General features: G+C 63.2%; 12 protein-coding genes. 11 read left to right on the top strand and 1 reads right to left on the bottom strand.

What is annotated here, in order from left to right; all coding sequences use genetic code 11:
• The first annotated feature begins 168 nt into the window (after positions 1-168).
• The 11 genes from B348_RS0116775 to B348_RS0116825 all read left to right on the top strand — a co-directional run bounded on the left by B348_RS0116775 (position 169) and on the right by B348_RS0116825 (position 15,157).
• Positions 169-450, top strand: a complete 282-nt coding sequence (locus B348_RS0116775; protein WP_010210937.1) for a peptidylprolyl isomerase — start codon at positions 169-171, stop codon at positions 448-450.
• Between the two features lie 130 nt (positions 451-580).
• Complete coding sequence (locus tag B348_RS0116780; protein WP_026136835.1) at positions 581-2,422, top strand: extracellular solute-binding protein; 1,842 nt, start codon at positions 581-583, stop codon at positions 2,420-2,422.
• Positions 2,422-3,483, top strand: coding sequence for a microcin C ABC transporter permease YejB (locus B348_RS0116785; protein ID WP_017737227.1), 1,062 nt, complete (start codon positions 2,422-2,424; stop codon positions 3,481-3,483). The genes B348_RS0116780 and B348_RS0116785 overlap by 1 nt, the downstream gene beginning before the upstream one ends.
• Positions 3,483-4,505 carry an ABC transporter permease gene (locus tag B348_RS0116790; protein ID WP_017737228.1) on the top strand — a complete coding sequence of 341 codons (1,023 nt, stop codon included), beginning with the start codon at positions 3,483-3,485 and terminating at the stop codon, positions 4,503-4,505. The genes B348_RS0116785 and B348_RS0116790 overlap by 1 nt, the downstream gene beginning before the upstream one ends.
• A gap of 10 nt (positions 4,506-4,515) precedes the next feature.
• Positions 4,516-6,087: an ABC transporter ATP-binding protein gene (locus tag B348_RS0116795; protein WP_017737229.1), complete on the top strand. Its 1,572-nt coding sequence runs from the start codon at positions 4,516-4,518 to the stop codon at positions 6,085-6,087.
• Between the two features lie 141 nt (positions 6,088-6,228).
• On the top strand, positions 6,229-7,626 hold the full coding sequence (locus B348_RS0116800) for a sigma-54-dependent Fis family transcriptional regulator (protein ID WP_017737230.1): 1,398 nt from the start codon (positions 6,229-6,231) through the stop codon (positions 7,624-7,626).
• A 297-nt stretch (positions 7,627-7,923) separates the two neighbouring features.
• Positions 7,924-9,315, top strand: coding sequence for a GntP family permease (locus B348_RS0116805; RefSeq protein ID WP_017737231.1), 1,392 nt, complete (start codon positions 7,924-7,926; stop codon positions 9,313-9,315).
• A 7-nt stretch (positions 9,316-9,322) separates the two neighbouring features.
• Entirely contained in the window at positions 9,323-10,096 is a 774-nt protein-coding gene (locus tag B348_RS0116810) for a 3-hydroxybutyrate dehydrogenase (RefSeq protein ID WP_017737232.1), read from the top strand.
• 147 nt (positions 10,097-10,243) lie between these two features.
• The gene (locus tag B348_RS0116815) at positions 10,244-12,196 is read left to right on the top strand and encodes an acetoacetate--CoA ligase (RefSeq protein WP_017737233.1); all 1,953 of its coding nucleotides are present in this window, start codon (positions 10,244-10,246) and stop codon (positions 12,194-12,196) included.
• Positions 12,197-12,340: 144 nt separating this feature from the next.
• Positions 12,341-14,836 carry a PAS domain-containing protein gene (locus B348_RS0116820; RefSeq protein WP_026136836.1) on the top strand — a complete coding sequence of 832 codons (2,496 nt, stop codon included), beginning with the start codon at positions 12,341-12,343 and terminating at the stop codon, positions 14,834-14,836.
• Between the two features lie 45 nt (positions 14,837-14,881).
• Positions 14,882-15,157 carry a peptidylprolyl isomerase gene (locus B348_RS0116825; RefSeq protein ID WP_017737235.1) on the top strand — a complete coding sequence of 92 codons (276 nt, stop codon included), beginning with the start codon at positions 14,882-14,884 and terminating at the stop codon, positions 15,155-15,157.
• A 121-nt stretch (positions 15,158-15,278) separates the two neighbouring features.
• Here the strand turns inward: B348_RS0116825 and B348_RS0116830 are convergent, their stop codons facing one another.
• Positions 15,279-16,184: a sugar kinase gene (locus tag B348_RS0116830; RefSeq protein WP_017737236.1), complete on the bottom strand. Its 906-nt coding sequence runs from the start codon at positions 16,182-16,184 to the stop codon at positions 15,279-15,281.
• Positions 16,185-16,247 lie beyond the last annotated feature (63 nt).

Consider the following 16,247-nt stretch of genomic DNA (forward strand, 5'->3'; position numbering starts at 1 on the left):
TGCGCTCTTCAAAAGTGAGCCGCCGTAAGGGCGGAACCATAAGCCGCCGTTACCGCAGCAACGGATATGTACTCACTCCCACCAAAAGCCAAACCAGCGGAACTTTGCCAACAAATAACCGCCTGAATCCGGTACGCTCCCCCTTTTTACCCCAAGGAGATCCTCCCCATGGCCAAAGCCACCGCCCGTCACATCCTCGTTTCCACTGAAGACAAGTGCAACGAACTCAAAGCCCAAATCGAAGGCGGCGCTGATTTCGCAGAAATCGCCAAAGCCAACTCCAGCTGCCCATCCAGCCGCGACGGCGGCAACCTGGGCTCGTTCGGCCCAGGCCAGATGGTCAAGGAATTCGACACCGTCGTCTTCAGCGCCCCGGTCAACACCGTGCAAGGCCCGGTAAAAACCCAGTTCGGCTACCACCTGCTGGAAGTCACCAGCCGCCAGGACTGATCCAGTCTGCGCTGATGCTATAAACAACGGCCCGCCTCTTGGTGGGCCGTTGTGCATGTGACGACTGGCGACACGGATGCCGTTAGCGTACAAATCCCTATTCCTGTTCACCCGGCGCTCAAGGCTGATAATGCGATTGGCTTTTCTAAGACTGCTTGCTGCTTCCCTGCTATTGACCGGCACCGCCGTGCTCGCGGCGCCGCAACCGTACCTCACCGTGTACGGCGAACCGGCCAAGTACCCCGCCGGCTTCCACCACTTCGACTACGTCAACCCCAACGCCCCCAAGGGCGGCAGCCTGAAGCGCTCGGCCATCGAGATCGGGCGTTTTGACCATGTGCTGCCGTATATCGACAAAGGCATCGGCGTGTCCCAGGTCGACGGCTGGCTCTATTCGCCCCTGGCCCAGCGCTCCCTGGATGAGCCTTATACGGTCTACGGCCTGGTCGCCGAGAAGATGGAACGCGCCGAGGATGGCCTGTCGCTGCGCTTCTTCCTCAACCCCAAGGCGCGTTTCGCCGATGGCACGCCGATCACCGCCGAAGACGTGCGCTACAGCTACAACCTGCTGATGACCCAGGGCCGCCTGGGCTTTCGCACGCTGTTCGCCGACGTCAAGCACGTCGAAGTCGAGGGTGAGCGCCAAGTGCGCTTCGATTTCTCCAGCAATGAAACCCGTACCCTGCCCCTCGACCTCGCGACCCTGCCGGTGCTCCCCGAACACTGGTGGAAAACCCGCGACTTCGCCAATGGCGGCGGCTACGAGATACCGCTGGGCAGCGGCCCGTACAAGATCAGCAAGATCGACTCCGGCAGCACCATCACCTTTACCCGCGACCCCGCCTGGTGGGGCAAGGACCTGCCCGTCAGCCGTGGCCTGTACAACTTCGATCACCTGAGCCTGGAATACTTCGGCGATACCGAAGTGGCGCGCCAGGTCCTGCGCGGCGGCGCCTATGACTTCAACCGCGAGTTTTCCGCCACCGGCTATTCTATCGGCTACAACGGCCCGGCCCTCGACGATGGTCGCCTGCAACGTGCGCACCTGGCCAAAGAGGCGCCGCAACCGGCCCAGGGCTACGTGTTCAACGTGCAAAAACCAATGTTCAAGGACCGCCGCGTGCGCCAGGCGTTGGCGATGCTATGGGACTTCGAATGGGCCAATCGGCAGATGATGCGCAACATGTACATCCGCCAGCAGAGCTTCTTCTCCAACAGCCCGCTGGCCGCCAGCCAACCACCGACGCCAGAAGAACTGGCAATCCTCGAACCCTTGCGCGGGCAGGTTCCCGACGAGGTCTTCACGCAAGTATTCAAGGCCCCGGTCACCGACGGCAGCGGCATGATCCGCGACAAGCAGCTGCAAGCCCTGGCCCTGCTGGAAGCCGCCGGCTGGAAACCGGACGGCGACAGGCTGGTCAACGCCGAGGGCGAGCCACTGGAGTTCACCTTCCTCAACACCCAGAACGGCCTGGAACGCCTGTTGCTGCCGTACAAGCGCAACCTGGCGCAGATCGGCATCACCTTGAATATCCGCCGCATCGACCCCTCGCAATACGTCAACCGCATGATGGCGCGCGACTACGACATGATCGTGGTCGGCTTCCCGGTCACCACCTCGCCGGGGATGGAGCTGTACAACTACTTCGGCTCGGACGCTGCGTTCGACCCCGGCGCCAACAACTACATGGTGCTCAAGGACCCGGCCGTCGACACCTTGATCAAGGGCCTGGTCAAGGCCAACACCCAGGCGCAGATGCTCACCTACGCCCACGCCCTGGACCGGGTGCTGCAATGGAATTACCTGTGGATTCCCAACTACTACCCGCCCGGCACGTCCGCCGCGTGGTGGAACCGCTTCGGCCGCCCGGCCGTCGAGGCGAAGAACGATGAAGCCCTGGAAAGCTGGTGGGAAATCAGCCCCACGCCGCTGACAGACGAACAGATGAAACAACGCGGAGGCAGCCACTGATGTTTGCCTATATCGTGCGGCGCCTGCTGCTGATCATTCCCACGCTGGTGATCATCCTGCTGGTCAACTTCGTTATCGTCCAGGCCGCGCCCGGCGGGCCGGTGGAACAAGCCATCGCCCACCTGCAAGGCATCGGCGGCGGCGCGGTGGGCGGTTCGGGCGGCGACGGCATCAGCGGCGGCTCCCGCGCCAGCCGTGGCCTGGACCCCAAGCTGATCAAGGACATCGAAAAACAATACGGCTTCGACAAGCCCGCGCCGGAGCGCCTGTGGCTGATGCTCACCAGCTACGCCCAATTGGATTTCGGCAACAGCTTCTTTCGCGGCAAGACAGTGATCGACCTGATCCTGGAAAAGATGCCCGTCACCATCTCCCTCGGTTTGTGGGCCACGCTGATCACCTACCTGGTGTCGATCCCCCTGGGGATTCGCAAGGCGGTGCGCCACGGCAGCAGCTTTGACGTGTGGAGCAGCACCGCGATCGTCATCGGTTACGCGATGCCCGCGTTCCTGTTTGCGATGTTCCTGATCGTGGTCTTCGCCGGCGGCACCTCGCTGAACTGGTTCCCGGTGCGCGGGCTGGTTTCGGAAAATTTCGAAGAACTGAGCACCGTGGGCAAGATCGCCGACTACTTCTGGCACCTGGTGCTGCCGGTGACGTCGCTGGTGATCGGCGGGTTCGCCACCCTGACTATCCTCACGAAAAACTCGTTCCTCAATGAAATCACCCGTCAGTACGTGGTCACCGCCCGCGCCAAGGGCCTCAGCGAACGGCGCGTGTTGTACGGCCATGTGTTCCGCAACGCCATGCTGCTGGTGATCTCGGGGATTCCCCAGGCGTTTATCAGTGTGTTCTTTGCCGGCTCCCTGCTGATCGAGGTGATTTTCTCCCTCGATGGCCTGGGCCGCATGAGCTACGAAGCGGCGGTCTCGCGGGACTATCCGGTGGTGTTCGGTTCGCTGTTTATCTTCACCCTGTTCGGCCTCTTGATAAAACTCATCGGTGACCTCTGCTACACCCTGGTGGACCCGCGTATCGACTTCGCCGCGAGGAACGCCTGATGCTTAATTTGTCTCCCGTGGCCCGTCGGCGTTTCGAGCGGTTCAAGAAGAACCGGCGCGGCTGGTGGTCGCTTTGGCTGTTTATCGGCCTGTTTATCCTCACCCTCGGCGGCGAGTTGATCGCCAATGACAAGCCGCTGGTGCTGAGCTTCAAGAACGAGCTGTATTTCCCGGTGTTCAAGCGCTACACCGAGCAGCAGTTCGGCGGCCAGTTGCCGTTTCAGGCCGACTACCGCAGTGACTATGTGCAAAAGCTGATCAAACATGACGGCGGCTGGATGCTGTTCCCGCCGATCCCGTTCAGCGACGACACGCCCAACTACGAACTGACCCGCCCTGCCCCCAGCCCGCCCTCGGCGGTGAACTGGCTGGGCACCGACGATCAGTCGCGGGACGTGTTGGCGCGGGTGATCTTTGGCGCGCGGGTGTCGATCCTGTTCGCCCTGGCGCTCACCGCGATCAGCGCGGCCATCGGCATCGCCGCCGGGGCGTTGCAGGGCTATTACGGCGGCTGGGTGGATTTGATCGGCCAGCGCGTGCTGGAAGTGTGGTCCGGGCTGCCGGTGCTGTACCTGCTGATCATCCTGTCGGGTTTTGTCGAGCCGAATTTCTGGTGGCTGCTGGGGATCATGGCGCTGTTTTCCTGGCTGGCCCTGGTGGACGTGGTGCGCGCCGAGTTCCTGCGCGGGCGCAACCTGGAATACGTCAAGGCCGCACGGGCCCTGGGCTTGGGCGACGCGAAGATCATCCGCCGGCATATCCTGCCGAACGCGATGACCGCCACCTTGAGCTACCTGCCGTTTATCTTGACCGGGGCGATTTCCACCTTGAGCGCCCTGGATTTTCTCGGCTTCGGCATGCCCGCCGGCAGCGCGTCGCTGGGCGAGTTGATCGCCCAGGGCAAGCAGAACCTGCAAGCGCCGTGGCTGGGCCTGACGGCGTTTTTCACCCTGGCGCTGATCCTGTCGCTGCTGGTCTTTATTGGCGAGGCGCTGCGTGACGCCTTCGACCCCCGCTCATGAGTGATTGCATATGAACCTGATCGAGATCCGCGACCTCAGCATCGCCTTCAACGGCCAGACCGTGGTGAACACGCTGTGCCTGGACGTGCGCCCCGGCGAGTGCCTGGCGCTGGTGGGCGAGTCGGGCTCGGGCAAGTCGGTGACGGCCCATTCGGTCCTGCAATTGCTGCCCGAGGCCGGCACGCAGACCACGGGCTCCATCAAGTACCGCGGCCAGGAGCTGATCGGCGCGTCGGCCGCAACCTTGCAAAAGCTGCGCGGCAACCGCATCGCGATGATCTTCCAGGAGCCGATGACCTCCCTCAACCCGTTGCACAGCATCGAAAAGCAGATCGGCGAAACCCTGCTGCTGCACAAGGGCCTGGGCGGCAAGGCGGCGCAGGCGCGCATCCTTGAACTGCTCGACCTGGTGGGCATCCAGAAACCCCAGGAACGCCTCAAGGCCTACCCCCATCAACTCTCCGGCGGCCAACGGCAACGGGTGATGATCGCCATGGCCCTGGCCTGCGAGCCCGAGTTGCTGATCGCCGACGAACCCACCACCGCGCTGGACGTCACGGTGCAGCGCAAGATCCTGCTGCTGCTCAAGTCCCTGCAACAGCGCCTGGGCATGTCGCTGCTGCTGATCAGCCACGACCTCAACCTGGTGCGCAGCATTGCCCAGCGCGTGTGTGTGATGCATGCCGGTGAGATCGTCGAACAGGCCGCCTGCCAGACCTTGTTCACCGCGCCGCAGCATCCTTACAGCCGCCTGCTGCTGGACGCCGAGCCCTCGGGCGACGTGCTGTGCAGCGATGCCCGTGAAACGGTGTTGCAGGTGGACGACCTGAGCGTGAAGTTCCCCCTCGGCGGCGGGTTGTTCCGGCGCAAAACCTATTTGCACGCGGTGGACGGCATCAGCCTCAGCGTGCAACGCGGCAAGACCCTGGGGATTGTCGGCGAGTCCGGCTCGGGCAAGTCCACCCTGGGCCAGGCGATCCTGCGCCTGCTGGACTCCACCGGCAGCATCCGCTTCCAGGGCACCGCCCTCGACCCGCTCAACCACCAGCAGATGCGCCCGTGGCGCAAGCAAATGCAGGTGGTGTTCCAGGACCCTTATGGCAGCCTCAGCCCGCGCATGTCGGTGCAGCAGATCATCAGCGAAGGCCTGGAAGTGCACGCGCCATGCAGCCTGGAGGACCGTGATGCACAAGTGATCCAGGTGCTCAAGGACGTCGGCCTCGACCCCGCCAGCCGCCACCGCTACCCCCACGAATTCTCCGGCGGCCAGCGCCAACGCATCGCCATCGCCCGCGCCCTGGTGCTCAAGCCGGCGCTGATGCTGCTGGACGAACCGACCTCGGCCCTCGACCGCACGGTGCAGAAGCAGGTGGTGGCGCTGTTGCGTGAGCTGCAGGAGAAGTACGGCCTGACCTATCTGTTTATCAGCCATGACCTCGCGGTGGTGCGGGCCATGGCCCATGACATGATCGTGATCAAGGATGGCAAGGTGGTGGAGGCCGGGGCGAGTCATCAGGTATTCGAAGCGCCGCAGCACGCCTACACCCAAGAGCTGCTGGCCGCCGCCAATATCCCCCTGTAAACACGGTCCCCTGTGGGAGCCGGCTTGGCTGCGATAGCGATGTATCAGTCAATATATTCGGTACTGACAGACCGCCATCGCAGGCAAGCCAGCTCCCACAGGACCGCACTCCCACTCCTATTTTGTGTTGGCGGCAAAAGCATGAACACCAGCGAAAGCCTCAAGGACTACCAACAGGTGCGCGGCCTGGCCATCCAGTCGCTGTTCGAGATCATCGAGCAGTCCAGCGAAGGCACGGTGATTGTCGATCGCGACGCCAATATCGTCTGGATGAACGAGCGCTACGCCAAGCGCTTCGGCCTGAAAAGCGCCGATGAAGCCATCGGCCAACCGTGCGAAAAGGTGATTTCCAACAGCCTGTTGCGCCAGGTGGTGCGCACCGACCTGCCGATCCTGCTGGACATCCAGGACACGCCCAAAGGCCCGTTGGTGGTGATGCGCCTGCCGATCCACAACGATGCCGGCGCGGTGATCGGCGCGATTGGTTTTGCGCTGTTTGATGAGCTGCGCAACCTGTCGCCGCTGATCGAGCGCTACCTGAGCATGCAGCAGGAACTGGCCTCGACCCGATCGTTGCTGCGTTCGCGGCAGAGCAAATACACCTTCGCGCATTTTATCGGCACCAGCGCCGCCAGCCTCGAAGTCAAACGCCGCGCACGGCGCAGTGCCAGCGCCGAGTCGCCGGTGCTGCTGCTGGGGGAAACCGGCACCGGCAAGGAATTGCTGGCCCAGGCGATCCACGGTGCATCACCACGGGCGCACAAGGCATTCGTCAGCGTCAACAGCGCGGCGATTCCCGCCGACCTGCTGGAAGCCGAATTCTTCGGCACCGCGCCGGGCGCGTTTACCGGCGCCGACCGCAAGGGCCGTCCCGGCAAATTCCAGATCGCCCAGGGCGGCACGCTGTTCCTCGATGAAATCGGCGATATGCCCCTGCCGCTGCAAAGCAAACTGCTGCGGGTATTGCAGGAAAAGGAATTCGAACCGGTGGGTTCCAACGAAATGCTGCACAGCGATGTGCGGGTGATCGCGGCGACGTCCATGGACCTGGAAGCGGCGATCAAGCGCGGGGAGTTTCGTGCAGACCTGTATTACCGCCTGAACGTGCTGCCGATCCAGGTGCCGCCGCTGCGCGAGCGCCTGGAAGACATCCCCGCGCTGAGCGAGGCGATCCTTGAGGAATTGCGCAGCCAGCACGAACTCGACCGTGAAGCCCTGGCGCTGCTGGCGCAACACGCATGGCCGGGGAATATCCGCGAGCTGCGCAATGTGCTGGAACGGGCGGCGTTGTTGAGTGATGACCTGGTGTTGAATGCCGGGGAGATTCGTGCGGCTATCGGCACCTTTACTCCGGTCGCGCGCAGTGCGGTGGCGGCGGTAGAGGGAGAGAGTTTCAGTGCGGCGCGGGAGCGGTTTGATCGGCAGATCATTGCGGCGGCGTTGGCGGCTTGCGAGGGGAATGTGGTGGAGGCGGCCAAGCGGTTGGGGCTGGGGCGGTCGACGTTGTACAAGAAGATGGTGGCGTTGGGCATCGCCTAGTCTCCATATCGAGACACACATCTCAAATCAAAGACAATCAACTGTGGGAGGTGGCTTGCCTGCGATAGCGGTACATCAGTGACAGATGTGCAAGCTGATAGACCGCTATCGCAGGCAAGCCAGCTCCCACAGGGGCTCTTCATTTGTCTCTAAATCGAGACAGAATTCACGGCGCTCACTCAGAACTAGATATTTATCCTTATATTTCAATTACTTATATTTTTGGCACGCATCTCGCTATAGCCCCTTCCTACAGCAACACCCCACAAAAATAACAATTCGATCTGGAGACACTCCATGAGTGTAATCATCGCCCTGGCAGCCCTCGCGCTGCTGATGCTGGCTGCCTACCGTGGCTATAGCGTTATCCTGTTTGCCCCCATCGCCGCCCTCGGCGCTGTCCTGCTCACCGATCCGTCCGCCGTTGCGCCTGCCTTTACCGGGGTGTTCATGGAGAAGATGGTCGGGTTTATCAAACTGTATTTCCCCGTGTTCCTGCTCGGTGCGGTATTCGGCAAGCTGATCGAGCTGTCGGGCTTTTCCCGTTCGATTGTGGCCGCGGCGATCCGTTTGCTCGGCACCCGCCAGGCGATGCTGGTGATCGTGCTGGTCTGCGCCCTGCTCACCTACGGCGGCGTGTCGCTGTTTGTGGTGGTGTTTGCGGTGTACCCGTTTGCGGCGGAGATGTTTCGCCAGAGCAATATCCCCAAGCGCCTGATCCCGGCGACCATCGCCCTCGGTGCGTTTTCGTTCACCATGGACGCCCTGCCCGGCACGCCGCAGATCCAGAACATCATCCCCAGCACGTTTTTCAACACCACCGCCTGGGCCGCGCCGTGGCTGGGCGTGATCGGCACGATCTTTGTGTTCTGCGCCGGCATGCTCTACCTGGCGCGCCAGCGCAACAAGGCCCAACGCGCCGGCGAAGGCTATGGCACCGAGCTGCGTAACGAGCCGGAAACCGCCGAAAACCTCAGCTTGCCCAACCCATGGATCGCCCTGTCGCCGCTGATCCTGGTGGGCGTGATGAACCTGCTGTTTACCCACTGGATTCCGCAGTGGTACGGCAAGACCCACAGCCTCGCCCTGCCGGGCATGAGCGCGCCGGTGACCACTGAAATCGCCAAGCTCACCGCGATCTGGGCGGTGCAGGCGGCGCTGCTGGTGGGCATCTTGATGGTGCTGGTGTTCGGCTGGTCGGCGATCAAAAGCAAGCTCGCCGAAGGCAGCAAAAGTGCGGTCAGCGGCGCGTTGCTGGCGGCGATGAACACCGCGTCGGAATACGGCTTTGGTGCGGTGATCGCCTCGCTGCCGGGCTTTCTGGTGCTGGCGGACTGGCTCAAGGGCATCCCCAACCCGCTGGTCAACGAAGCGATTACCGTGACCTTGCTGGCCGGTATCACCGGTTCCGCCTCGGGCGGCATGAGCATTGCGCTGGCGGCCATGTCCGAGAGCTTTATTTCGGCGGCCCATGCGGCCAATATCCCCCTTGAAGTGCTGCACCGCGTGGCGGCCATGGCCAGCGGCGGCATGGACACCCTGCCCCACAACGGCGCGGTGATCACGCTGCTGGCGGTCACCGGGCTGACCCACCGCGAAGCCTACAAGGACATTTTCGGCATCACCATCATCAAGACCCTTGCGGTGTTCGTGGTGATCGGGACTTTCTACGCCACCGGCATTGTGTGAGGTTTTCATGACGACTTTAAACGGCAAGACCGCCCTGGTTACCGGTTCCACCAGCGGCATCGGCCTGGGGATAGCGCTGAGCCTGGCCAAGGCCGGCGCCGACCTGATCCTCAACGGCTTCGGCGACGCCAGCGCGGTGATCGCCCAGGTGCAGGCGTTTGGCGGCAAGGTCGGCCATCACCCGGCCGACGTCAGCGACCCGGCGCAGATCGCCGACATGCTCGCCTACGCCGAGCGTGAATTCGGCGGCGTCGACATCCTGGTGAACAACGCCGGCATCCAGCACGTGGCGGCGGTGGAAGACTTCCCCGCCGAGCGCTGGGATTCGATCATCGCCATCAACCTGTCGTCGGTGTTCCACAGCACGCGCTTGAGCCTGCCGGGGATGAAGGCCAAGGGCTGGGGGCGCATCGTCAACATCGCCTCGGTGCACGGCCAGGTCGGTTCGGTGGGCAAGGCGGCGTATGTGGCGGCCAAGCACGGGGTGATCGGCTTGACCAAGGTGGTGGGCCTGGAGACGGCCACCAGCAATGTGACCTGCAACGCCATCTGCCCGGGCTGGGTGCTGACGCCGCTGGTGCAGAAGCAGATCGATGATCGCATCGCCACCGGCGTGGACCCGCAGCAGGCGCAGCATGATCTGCTGGCGGAGAAGCAGCCGTCGCTGGAATTTGTCACGCCGCCGCAACTGGGCGAGCTGGTGCTGTTCCTGTGCAGCGAAGCCGGTAGCCAAGTGCGTGGCGCCGCGTGGAACATCGATGGCGGCTGGCTGGCCCAATAGACCAGACGCCGCGATTAAAAATGTGGGAGCTGGCTTGCCTGCGATAGCGGTGTATCAGTCGATACCGCTATCGCAGGCAAGCCAGCTCCCACACAAGCCAGCTCCCACAGTTTGATCTGCGTTTGTTCAAGAATAAGAGGCAGCTTTATGTCCGACATCCTCTGGCAACCCTCCCCGGAACACATCGCCGCCACGCGCATGGACCAGTTCCGCCGCTACATCAACGACCGCTACACCCTGCAACTCGCCGACTACCCCGCCCTGCACCAATGGAGCATCGACCAGCGCCCCGACTTCTGGCAGGCCATCGTCACGTTCTTCGACGTGCAATTTCGCAGTCCACCCAGCACGGTGCTGATCGAAGGCACTGAAATGCCCAGCGCCCAGTGGTTCCCCGGCGCGACCCTGAACTTTGCCGAACACCTGCTGCGCCGCCGTGACAATCACCCCGCCGTAGTCGCCATCAGCGAAGACGGCCAGCGCGAACACCTGACCTACGCCGAACTGGCCGCCCACGTCGCCGGCCTGCAACAGAGCCTGCGGGCCATCGGCGTGACCCAGGGCGACCGCGTGGGCGCGTGCATGCCCAACACCTGGCAAACCCTGGTGGGCATGCTTGCCACCACCAGCCTCGGGGCGATCTGGTCGTGCTCCTCGCCCGACTTCGGCACCCAGGGCGTGATCGACCGTTTCGGCCAGATCGAACCCAAGGTGCTGATCACCTGCGCCGGTTATCGCTACGCCGGCAAAACCATCGACCAGAGCGCCAAGCTCAATGAAATCCTCGAACGCCTGCCGTCCCTGGAACAACTGATCGTCGTGCCGTACGCACGGCCCCAGGCGCAGGTCGAGGACTATCAAACGGCGGCCAGCGTGAGCCTGTGGGGCGATTTCTACCAACCCGGCGGCGAGCCTGAATTCGTCGCCGTGCCCTTCGATCACCCGCTGTACATCCTCTATTCCAGCGGCACCACCGGCGTGCCCAAGTGCATCATCCACGGCACCGGCGGCGTGTTGCTCACGCACCTGAAGGAACACGGCCTGCATGCCGACCTGAACCGCGAGGACTGCCTGTTCTACTACACCACCTGCGGCTGGATGATGTGGAACTGGCTGGTCTCGGTGCTGGCCATCGGCGCCACGGCGGTGCTGTATGACGGCTCGCCGTTTCATCCGGGGCCCGAGCGTTTGATTGACTTGATCGATGCCGAACGGATCAGCGTGTTCGGCACCAGCCCCAAGTTCCTCGCCACCCTGGAAAAGGCCGGCCTGCAACCGCGCCTGAGCCACGATCTAAGCAGCCTCAAAGGCGTGATCTCCACCGGCTCGCCGCTGTCGCCGCAGAGCTACGACTACGTGTACCGCGAGATCAAGGCTGAGCTGTGCCTGTCATCCATGTCCGGTGGCACCGATATCGTGTCGTGCTTTGTGATCGGCAACCCGGTGCTGCCGGTGCGCCAGGGCGAGATGCAGTGCAAGAGCCTGGCGATGGCGATCGAGGTCTGGGATGACCAGGGCCGCGCGCTGATCGGCGAAAAAGGCGAGCTGGTCTGCACCCGCCACTTCCCGGCGATGCCCATCGGTTTGTGGAACGATCCCGAACAAAAGAAGCTGCGCGCCTCGTATTTCAGCCAGTTCCCCGGCGTATGGGCCCAGGGCGACTACGCCGAGCAACGCCCCAACGGCAGCCTGTTGATCCACGGTCGCTCCGACGCGGTGCTCAACCCCGGCGGCGTGCGCATCGGCACGGCGGAGATTTATCGGCAGGTGGAAAAAGTCCCGCAGGTGCTGGAAAGCCTGGCCATTGGTCAGCGCTGGCAGGACGATGTGCGGGTGGTGCTGTTTGTGCGCCTCAACGATGGTGTCGTGCTGGATGACGCCCTGGAGCAGCAGATCCGCCAGGTGATCCGCGCCAACACCACGCCACGTCATGTGCCGGCAAAAATCCTCGCTGTCACGGATATCCCCCGCACCATCAGCGGCAAGATCGTCGAATTGGCGGTGCGCAACGTGGTGCATGGCGAACCGGTGAAAAATACCGACGCCCTCGCCAACCCACAGGCCCTCGAGGAGTTTCGCGACCGCCCCGAACTGGCGTGAAAGATGAAAGGTTTCAGCCCTGACACACTCATTTGAAGACAAAACCCCAATGCATGCTATTTTTCGAGGGGTAGTCAGCCGTTCCCGACTCACGGGATAATCGGCGTTTGTCATATTTCAAAGCGTTACGCTCAGGGCTTTTTCATGAATGGAACACCCACCGTCAGCGCAGCCGCCGCCTTGATCGCGCAGCTGGACTGGGCGCAAAGCCCCCTCGGTGAGATCAACCAGTGGCCACAAAGCCTGCGCACTGCCGTGGATATTGTCGTCCACTCGCCGATGCCGATGCTCCTGCTGTGGGGCAGCCAACTGACCCAGCTCTACAACGACGGCTTCGCCCTGCTGGCCGGCAACAAGCACCCCGACGCCCTCGGCCAGCCGGCACACCAGGCCTGGCCAGAGCTGCAAAGCTTCACCACGCCGATCTACAACGCCGTGCTCGAAGGCCAGGTGCGCACCTTCACCGAGCAGCGCTTTATCCTGCAACGCAATCACCGTGATACCGAGATCTGGCTGGACCTGACCTACAGCCCGGTGCGCGATGAAAGCGGCAGCGTCGCCGGGATCCTGGTCACCGCCATCGAGACCAACGAACGCCGCAAGGCCCAGCACAACACCGAGCAACGCCTGCAACTGGCGCTGGCCGCCACCGACGCGGTGGGCACCTGGGATTGGGATATCGGCGAAGACCGCTTTATCGCCGACGCCCACTTCGCCTACCTGCACGGCGTGGCCCCCGACCACGCCAGCCTGCTGCCCATCAGCGCCTACCTGCAAGGCGTGCACCCTGAAGACCGCGGCATGGTGGCGCGCAGCATCAAGCATTGCATCACCTTTGGCACCGAATACGCCGAGGAATACCGCCTGCAACAAGCCGACGGCACGGTGCGCTGGGTGTTTGCCCGGGGGCGTTGCTACAAGGACCATCAGGGCCGCCCCGCGCGTTTTCTCGGCGCGGCGCTGGACCTCACCGAGCGCAAGCACACCGAACAAGCCTTGCGCCAAAGCCAGACCGAGTTGCAGCTGATCATCAACGCCATGCCGGTGCTGATCGGTTATGTGGATCACGAACAACGCTTTCGCCTGAACAACAGCGCGTACCTGGAGTGGTACGGCATGACGCCCCAGGAGCTGTACGGCAAGAGCATCCGCGAAGTGCTCGGCGACGAGGTGTATGCCGGCCGCGAGGACCAGATCAACGCGGCGCTCAAGGGCAAGGCGTGCAGCTTCCAGACCATCACCCCGCACCGCGATGGGCGCCCGCGTCACGCGCTGATGAAGTACCTGCCGCGTTTCAGCAATGACGGTTCGGTGAATGGTTTCTACATCTTTGTCATCGATGAAACCGAACGCAAACTCACCGAAGAAGCCCTGCGCAACCTCAACGAGAACCTCGAAGAACGCGTGGCCCAGCGCACTCAGGCGCTGGCTGAAGCCAACCAGCGCCTGCAAAACGAGATGTTTGAGCGCGAACGCGCCGAAGACGCCCTGCGTCATGCGCAGAAGATGGAAGCCGTGGGCCAGCTGACCGGTGGCATCGCCCACGACTTCAACAATATGCTCACCGGGATCATCGGCAGCCTGGACCTGATGCAACGCTACATCGCCGCCGGGCGCAGCGACGAAATCGGCCGGTTTACCGACGCCGCCGTGTCCTCCGCCCACCGTGCCGCCGCCCTCACCCATCGCCTGCTGGCGTTTTCCCGGCGCCAGTCCCTGGACCGCCGCCCGCTGGATCCGAACCAGCTTGTGGCGTCCCTGGAAGACCTGTTCCGCCGCACCAAGGGCGCGCATATCGCGCTCAAGGTGCAACTGGGCCACGACATCTGGCCGGTGAACACCGACGCCAGCCAACTGGAAAACGCCCTGCTCAACCTGGTGATCAACGCGCGCGACGCCATGCCCGACGGCGGTGAACTGCTGATCGAAACGGCCAACAGCTACCTGGATGGCAGCGACATCACCACTTTGGAACCGGTGAAAGCCGGCGACTACGTGATGCTCGGCGTGTGCGACAACGGCGCGGGCATGGCGCCGAAGATCCTCGCCAAGGCGTTCGACCCGTTCTTTACCACCAAGCCCATCGGCCAAGGCACGGGCCTCGGGCTGTCGATGATCTACGGCTTTGCCCAGCAGTCCGGCGGGCACGTGACCATCCACAGCGCACCGGGCCAGGGCACCTGCGTGCGCCTGTACCTGCCGCGGCTGCACGGCACCGCGCTGGAAAGCAGCCTGCCGGCCAGCCTGACTGAAGCGCCGGTGGCCCTGGCCGGTGAAGCCGTGGTGGTGGTCGAAGACGACCCGGCCGTGCGCATGCTGGTGGTCAACGTGCTCGACGAGTTGGGCTACACCGCCCACCAGGCGGCGGATGCCCGCACCGCGCTGCCGCTGCTGGAATCGGATTTGCGCGTGGACCTGCTGGTCACCGACGTCGGCCTGCCGGGCATGAACGGCCGGCAACTGGCAGAGATCGCCCGCCAGCATCGGCCGGGCCTGCGCGTGTTGTTCATGACCGGTTACGCAGAGAAGGCCGCCGAGCGCCAGGGTTTCCTGGAGGACGGCATGGACATGGTGGCCAAGCCGTTTTCCATCGACCTGCTGGCCACGAAAATCCGCAGCATGATCAGCGTGGTCGAATGAGTTCAGGCATAATCGCCCGCCGTTGCAGGTACCTGGTAGAGATCAATGAAAGCCCAAGCCCGTCATATCCTGGTGAAAACCAGCGAAGAAGCCGAACAACTCAAGCAGCGCATTGCCAAGGGCGAAGCCTTTGACGTGCTGGCGAAGAAGTACTCCACCTGCCCGTCAGGCAAGCGCGGCGGTGATCTGGGGGAGATTCGGCCGGGGCAGATGGTGGGGGTGATTGATGCGGTGATTTTCAAGAAGCCGCTGCGGGTGGTGCATGGGCCGATCAAGAGCAAGTTTGGGTATCACCTGGTGCAGGTGTTTTACCGCGACTGAGGGGTTGGCTTGAAGCCGCTATCGCAGGCAAGCCAGCTCCCACAGTTGACCGAGTTCCTTCAAACAAAACTCGATCAACTGTGGGAGCCGGGCTTGCCCGCGATCCGCCGCAGGCGGCCATTCATCGGGGTATCAGCGCCCCCGGCAACTGAATCACCCGACTCGCCAACCGATGCCCCGCCACCGCCGCCTCTTGCGGCGAGCCACCCTTCAACCGGCTGGCCAGATACGCCGCACTGAACGAATCCCCCGCCGCCGTCGTATCCACCACCTTCTCGACTTTCACCGCCGGCACGCCAAAGCGCTCGCCCTTGAAACGGATCAGGCATTCCTCCGCCCCACGCTTGAGTACCACTTCCGCAATCGCCGGATACGCCGCAAACACCTGCTCACTGCTGGCATACCCAAACAACGCGCGCTCGTCATCCTCGGTCAGCAAGGCCATGTCAACCTCGGCCAAGACCTTGCGATACGCCTCACGTGCCGCCTCGACACTGGCCCACAAACGCGGGCGGTAGTTGTTGTCGAACACCACCTTGCCGCCGCGCCGGCGGGTTTCGACCAAGGTGTGCAGCAAGCGCTCACGGCCGATTTCACCCAGCACTGCCAGGGTGATGCCGCTGAAATACACCACGTCGTAATCCGGCAGCGCCGCCAGGATCGGTTCGGCGGCAGGCGTGGTGAAGCAGTCGCGCACCGCGGCTTCGTTGCGCCAGTAGAGGAATTTGCGTTCGCCATTGGCGTCGGTCTGGATGCAGTACAAACCCGGCAAGCGCCCGGGCAGGCGCTGGACCATGCCGAGGCCAAGACCTTCGTCAGCCCATTGCTGGCACATGGCGTCGCTGAACCTGTCATCGCCTAGCGCCGTCACATAGTCGACATGGCCGCTATCGCCCAGCTCGCGGCGCAGGTAAACCGCCGTGTTCAGGGTGTCGCCGCCGAAGCTTTGGTGCAGGCTGCCGTCGGCGCGGTGTTGCAGTTCGATCATGCATTCGCCGATGAGGGCGATGTGGGGGTGGGTGGTCATGGCGGTTTTCTCGGGTGTTTTTCAGGGCCCCATCGCAGGCAAGCCAGCTCCCACATTTGAAAG

Origin of the sequence: Pseudomonas sp. CBZ-4 (assembly GCF_000346755.1) — a bacterium.
In the GTDB taxonomy this organism is placed as follows: Bacteria; Pseudomonadota; Gammaproteobacteria; order Pseudomonadales; family Pseudomonadaceae; genus Aquipseudomonas.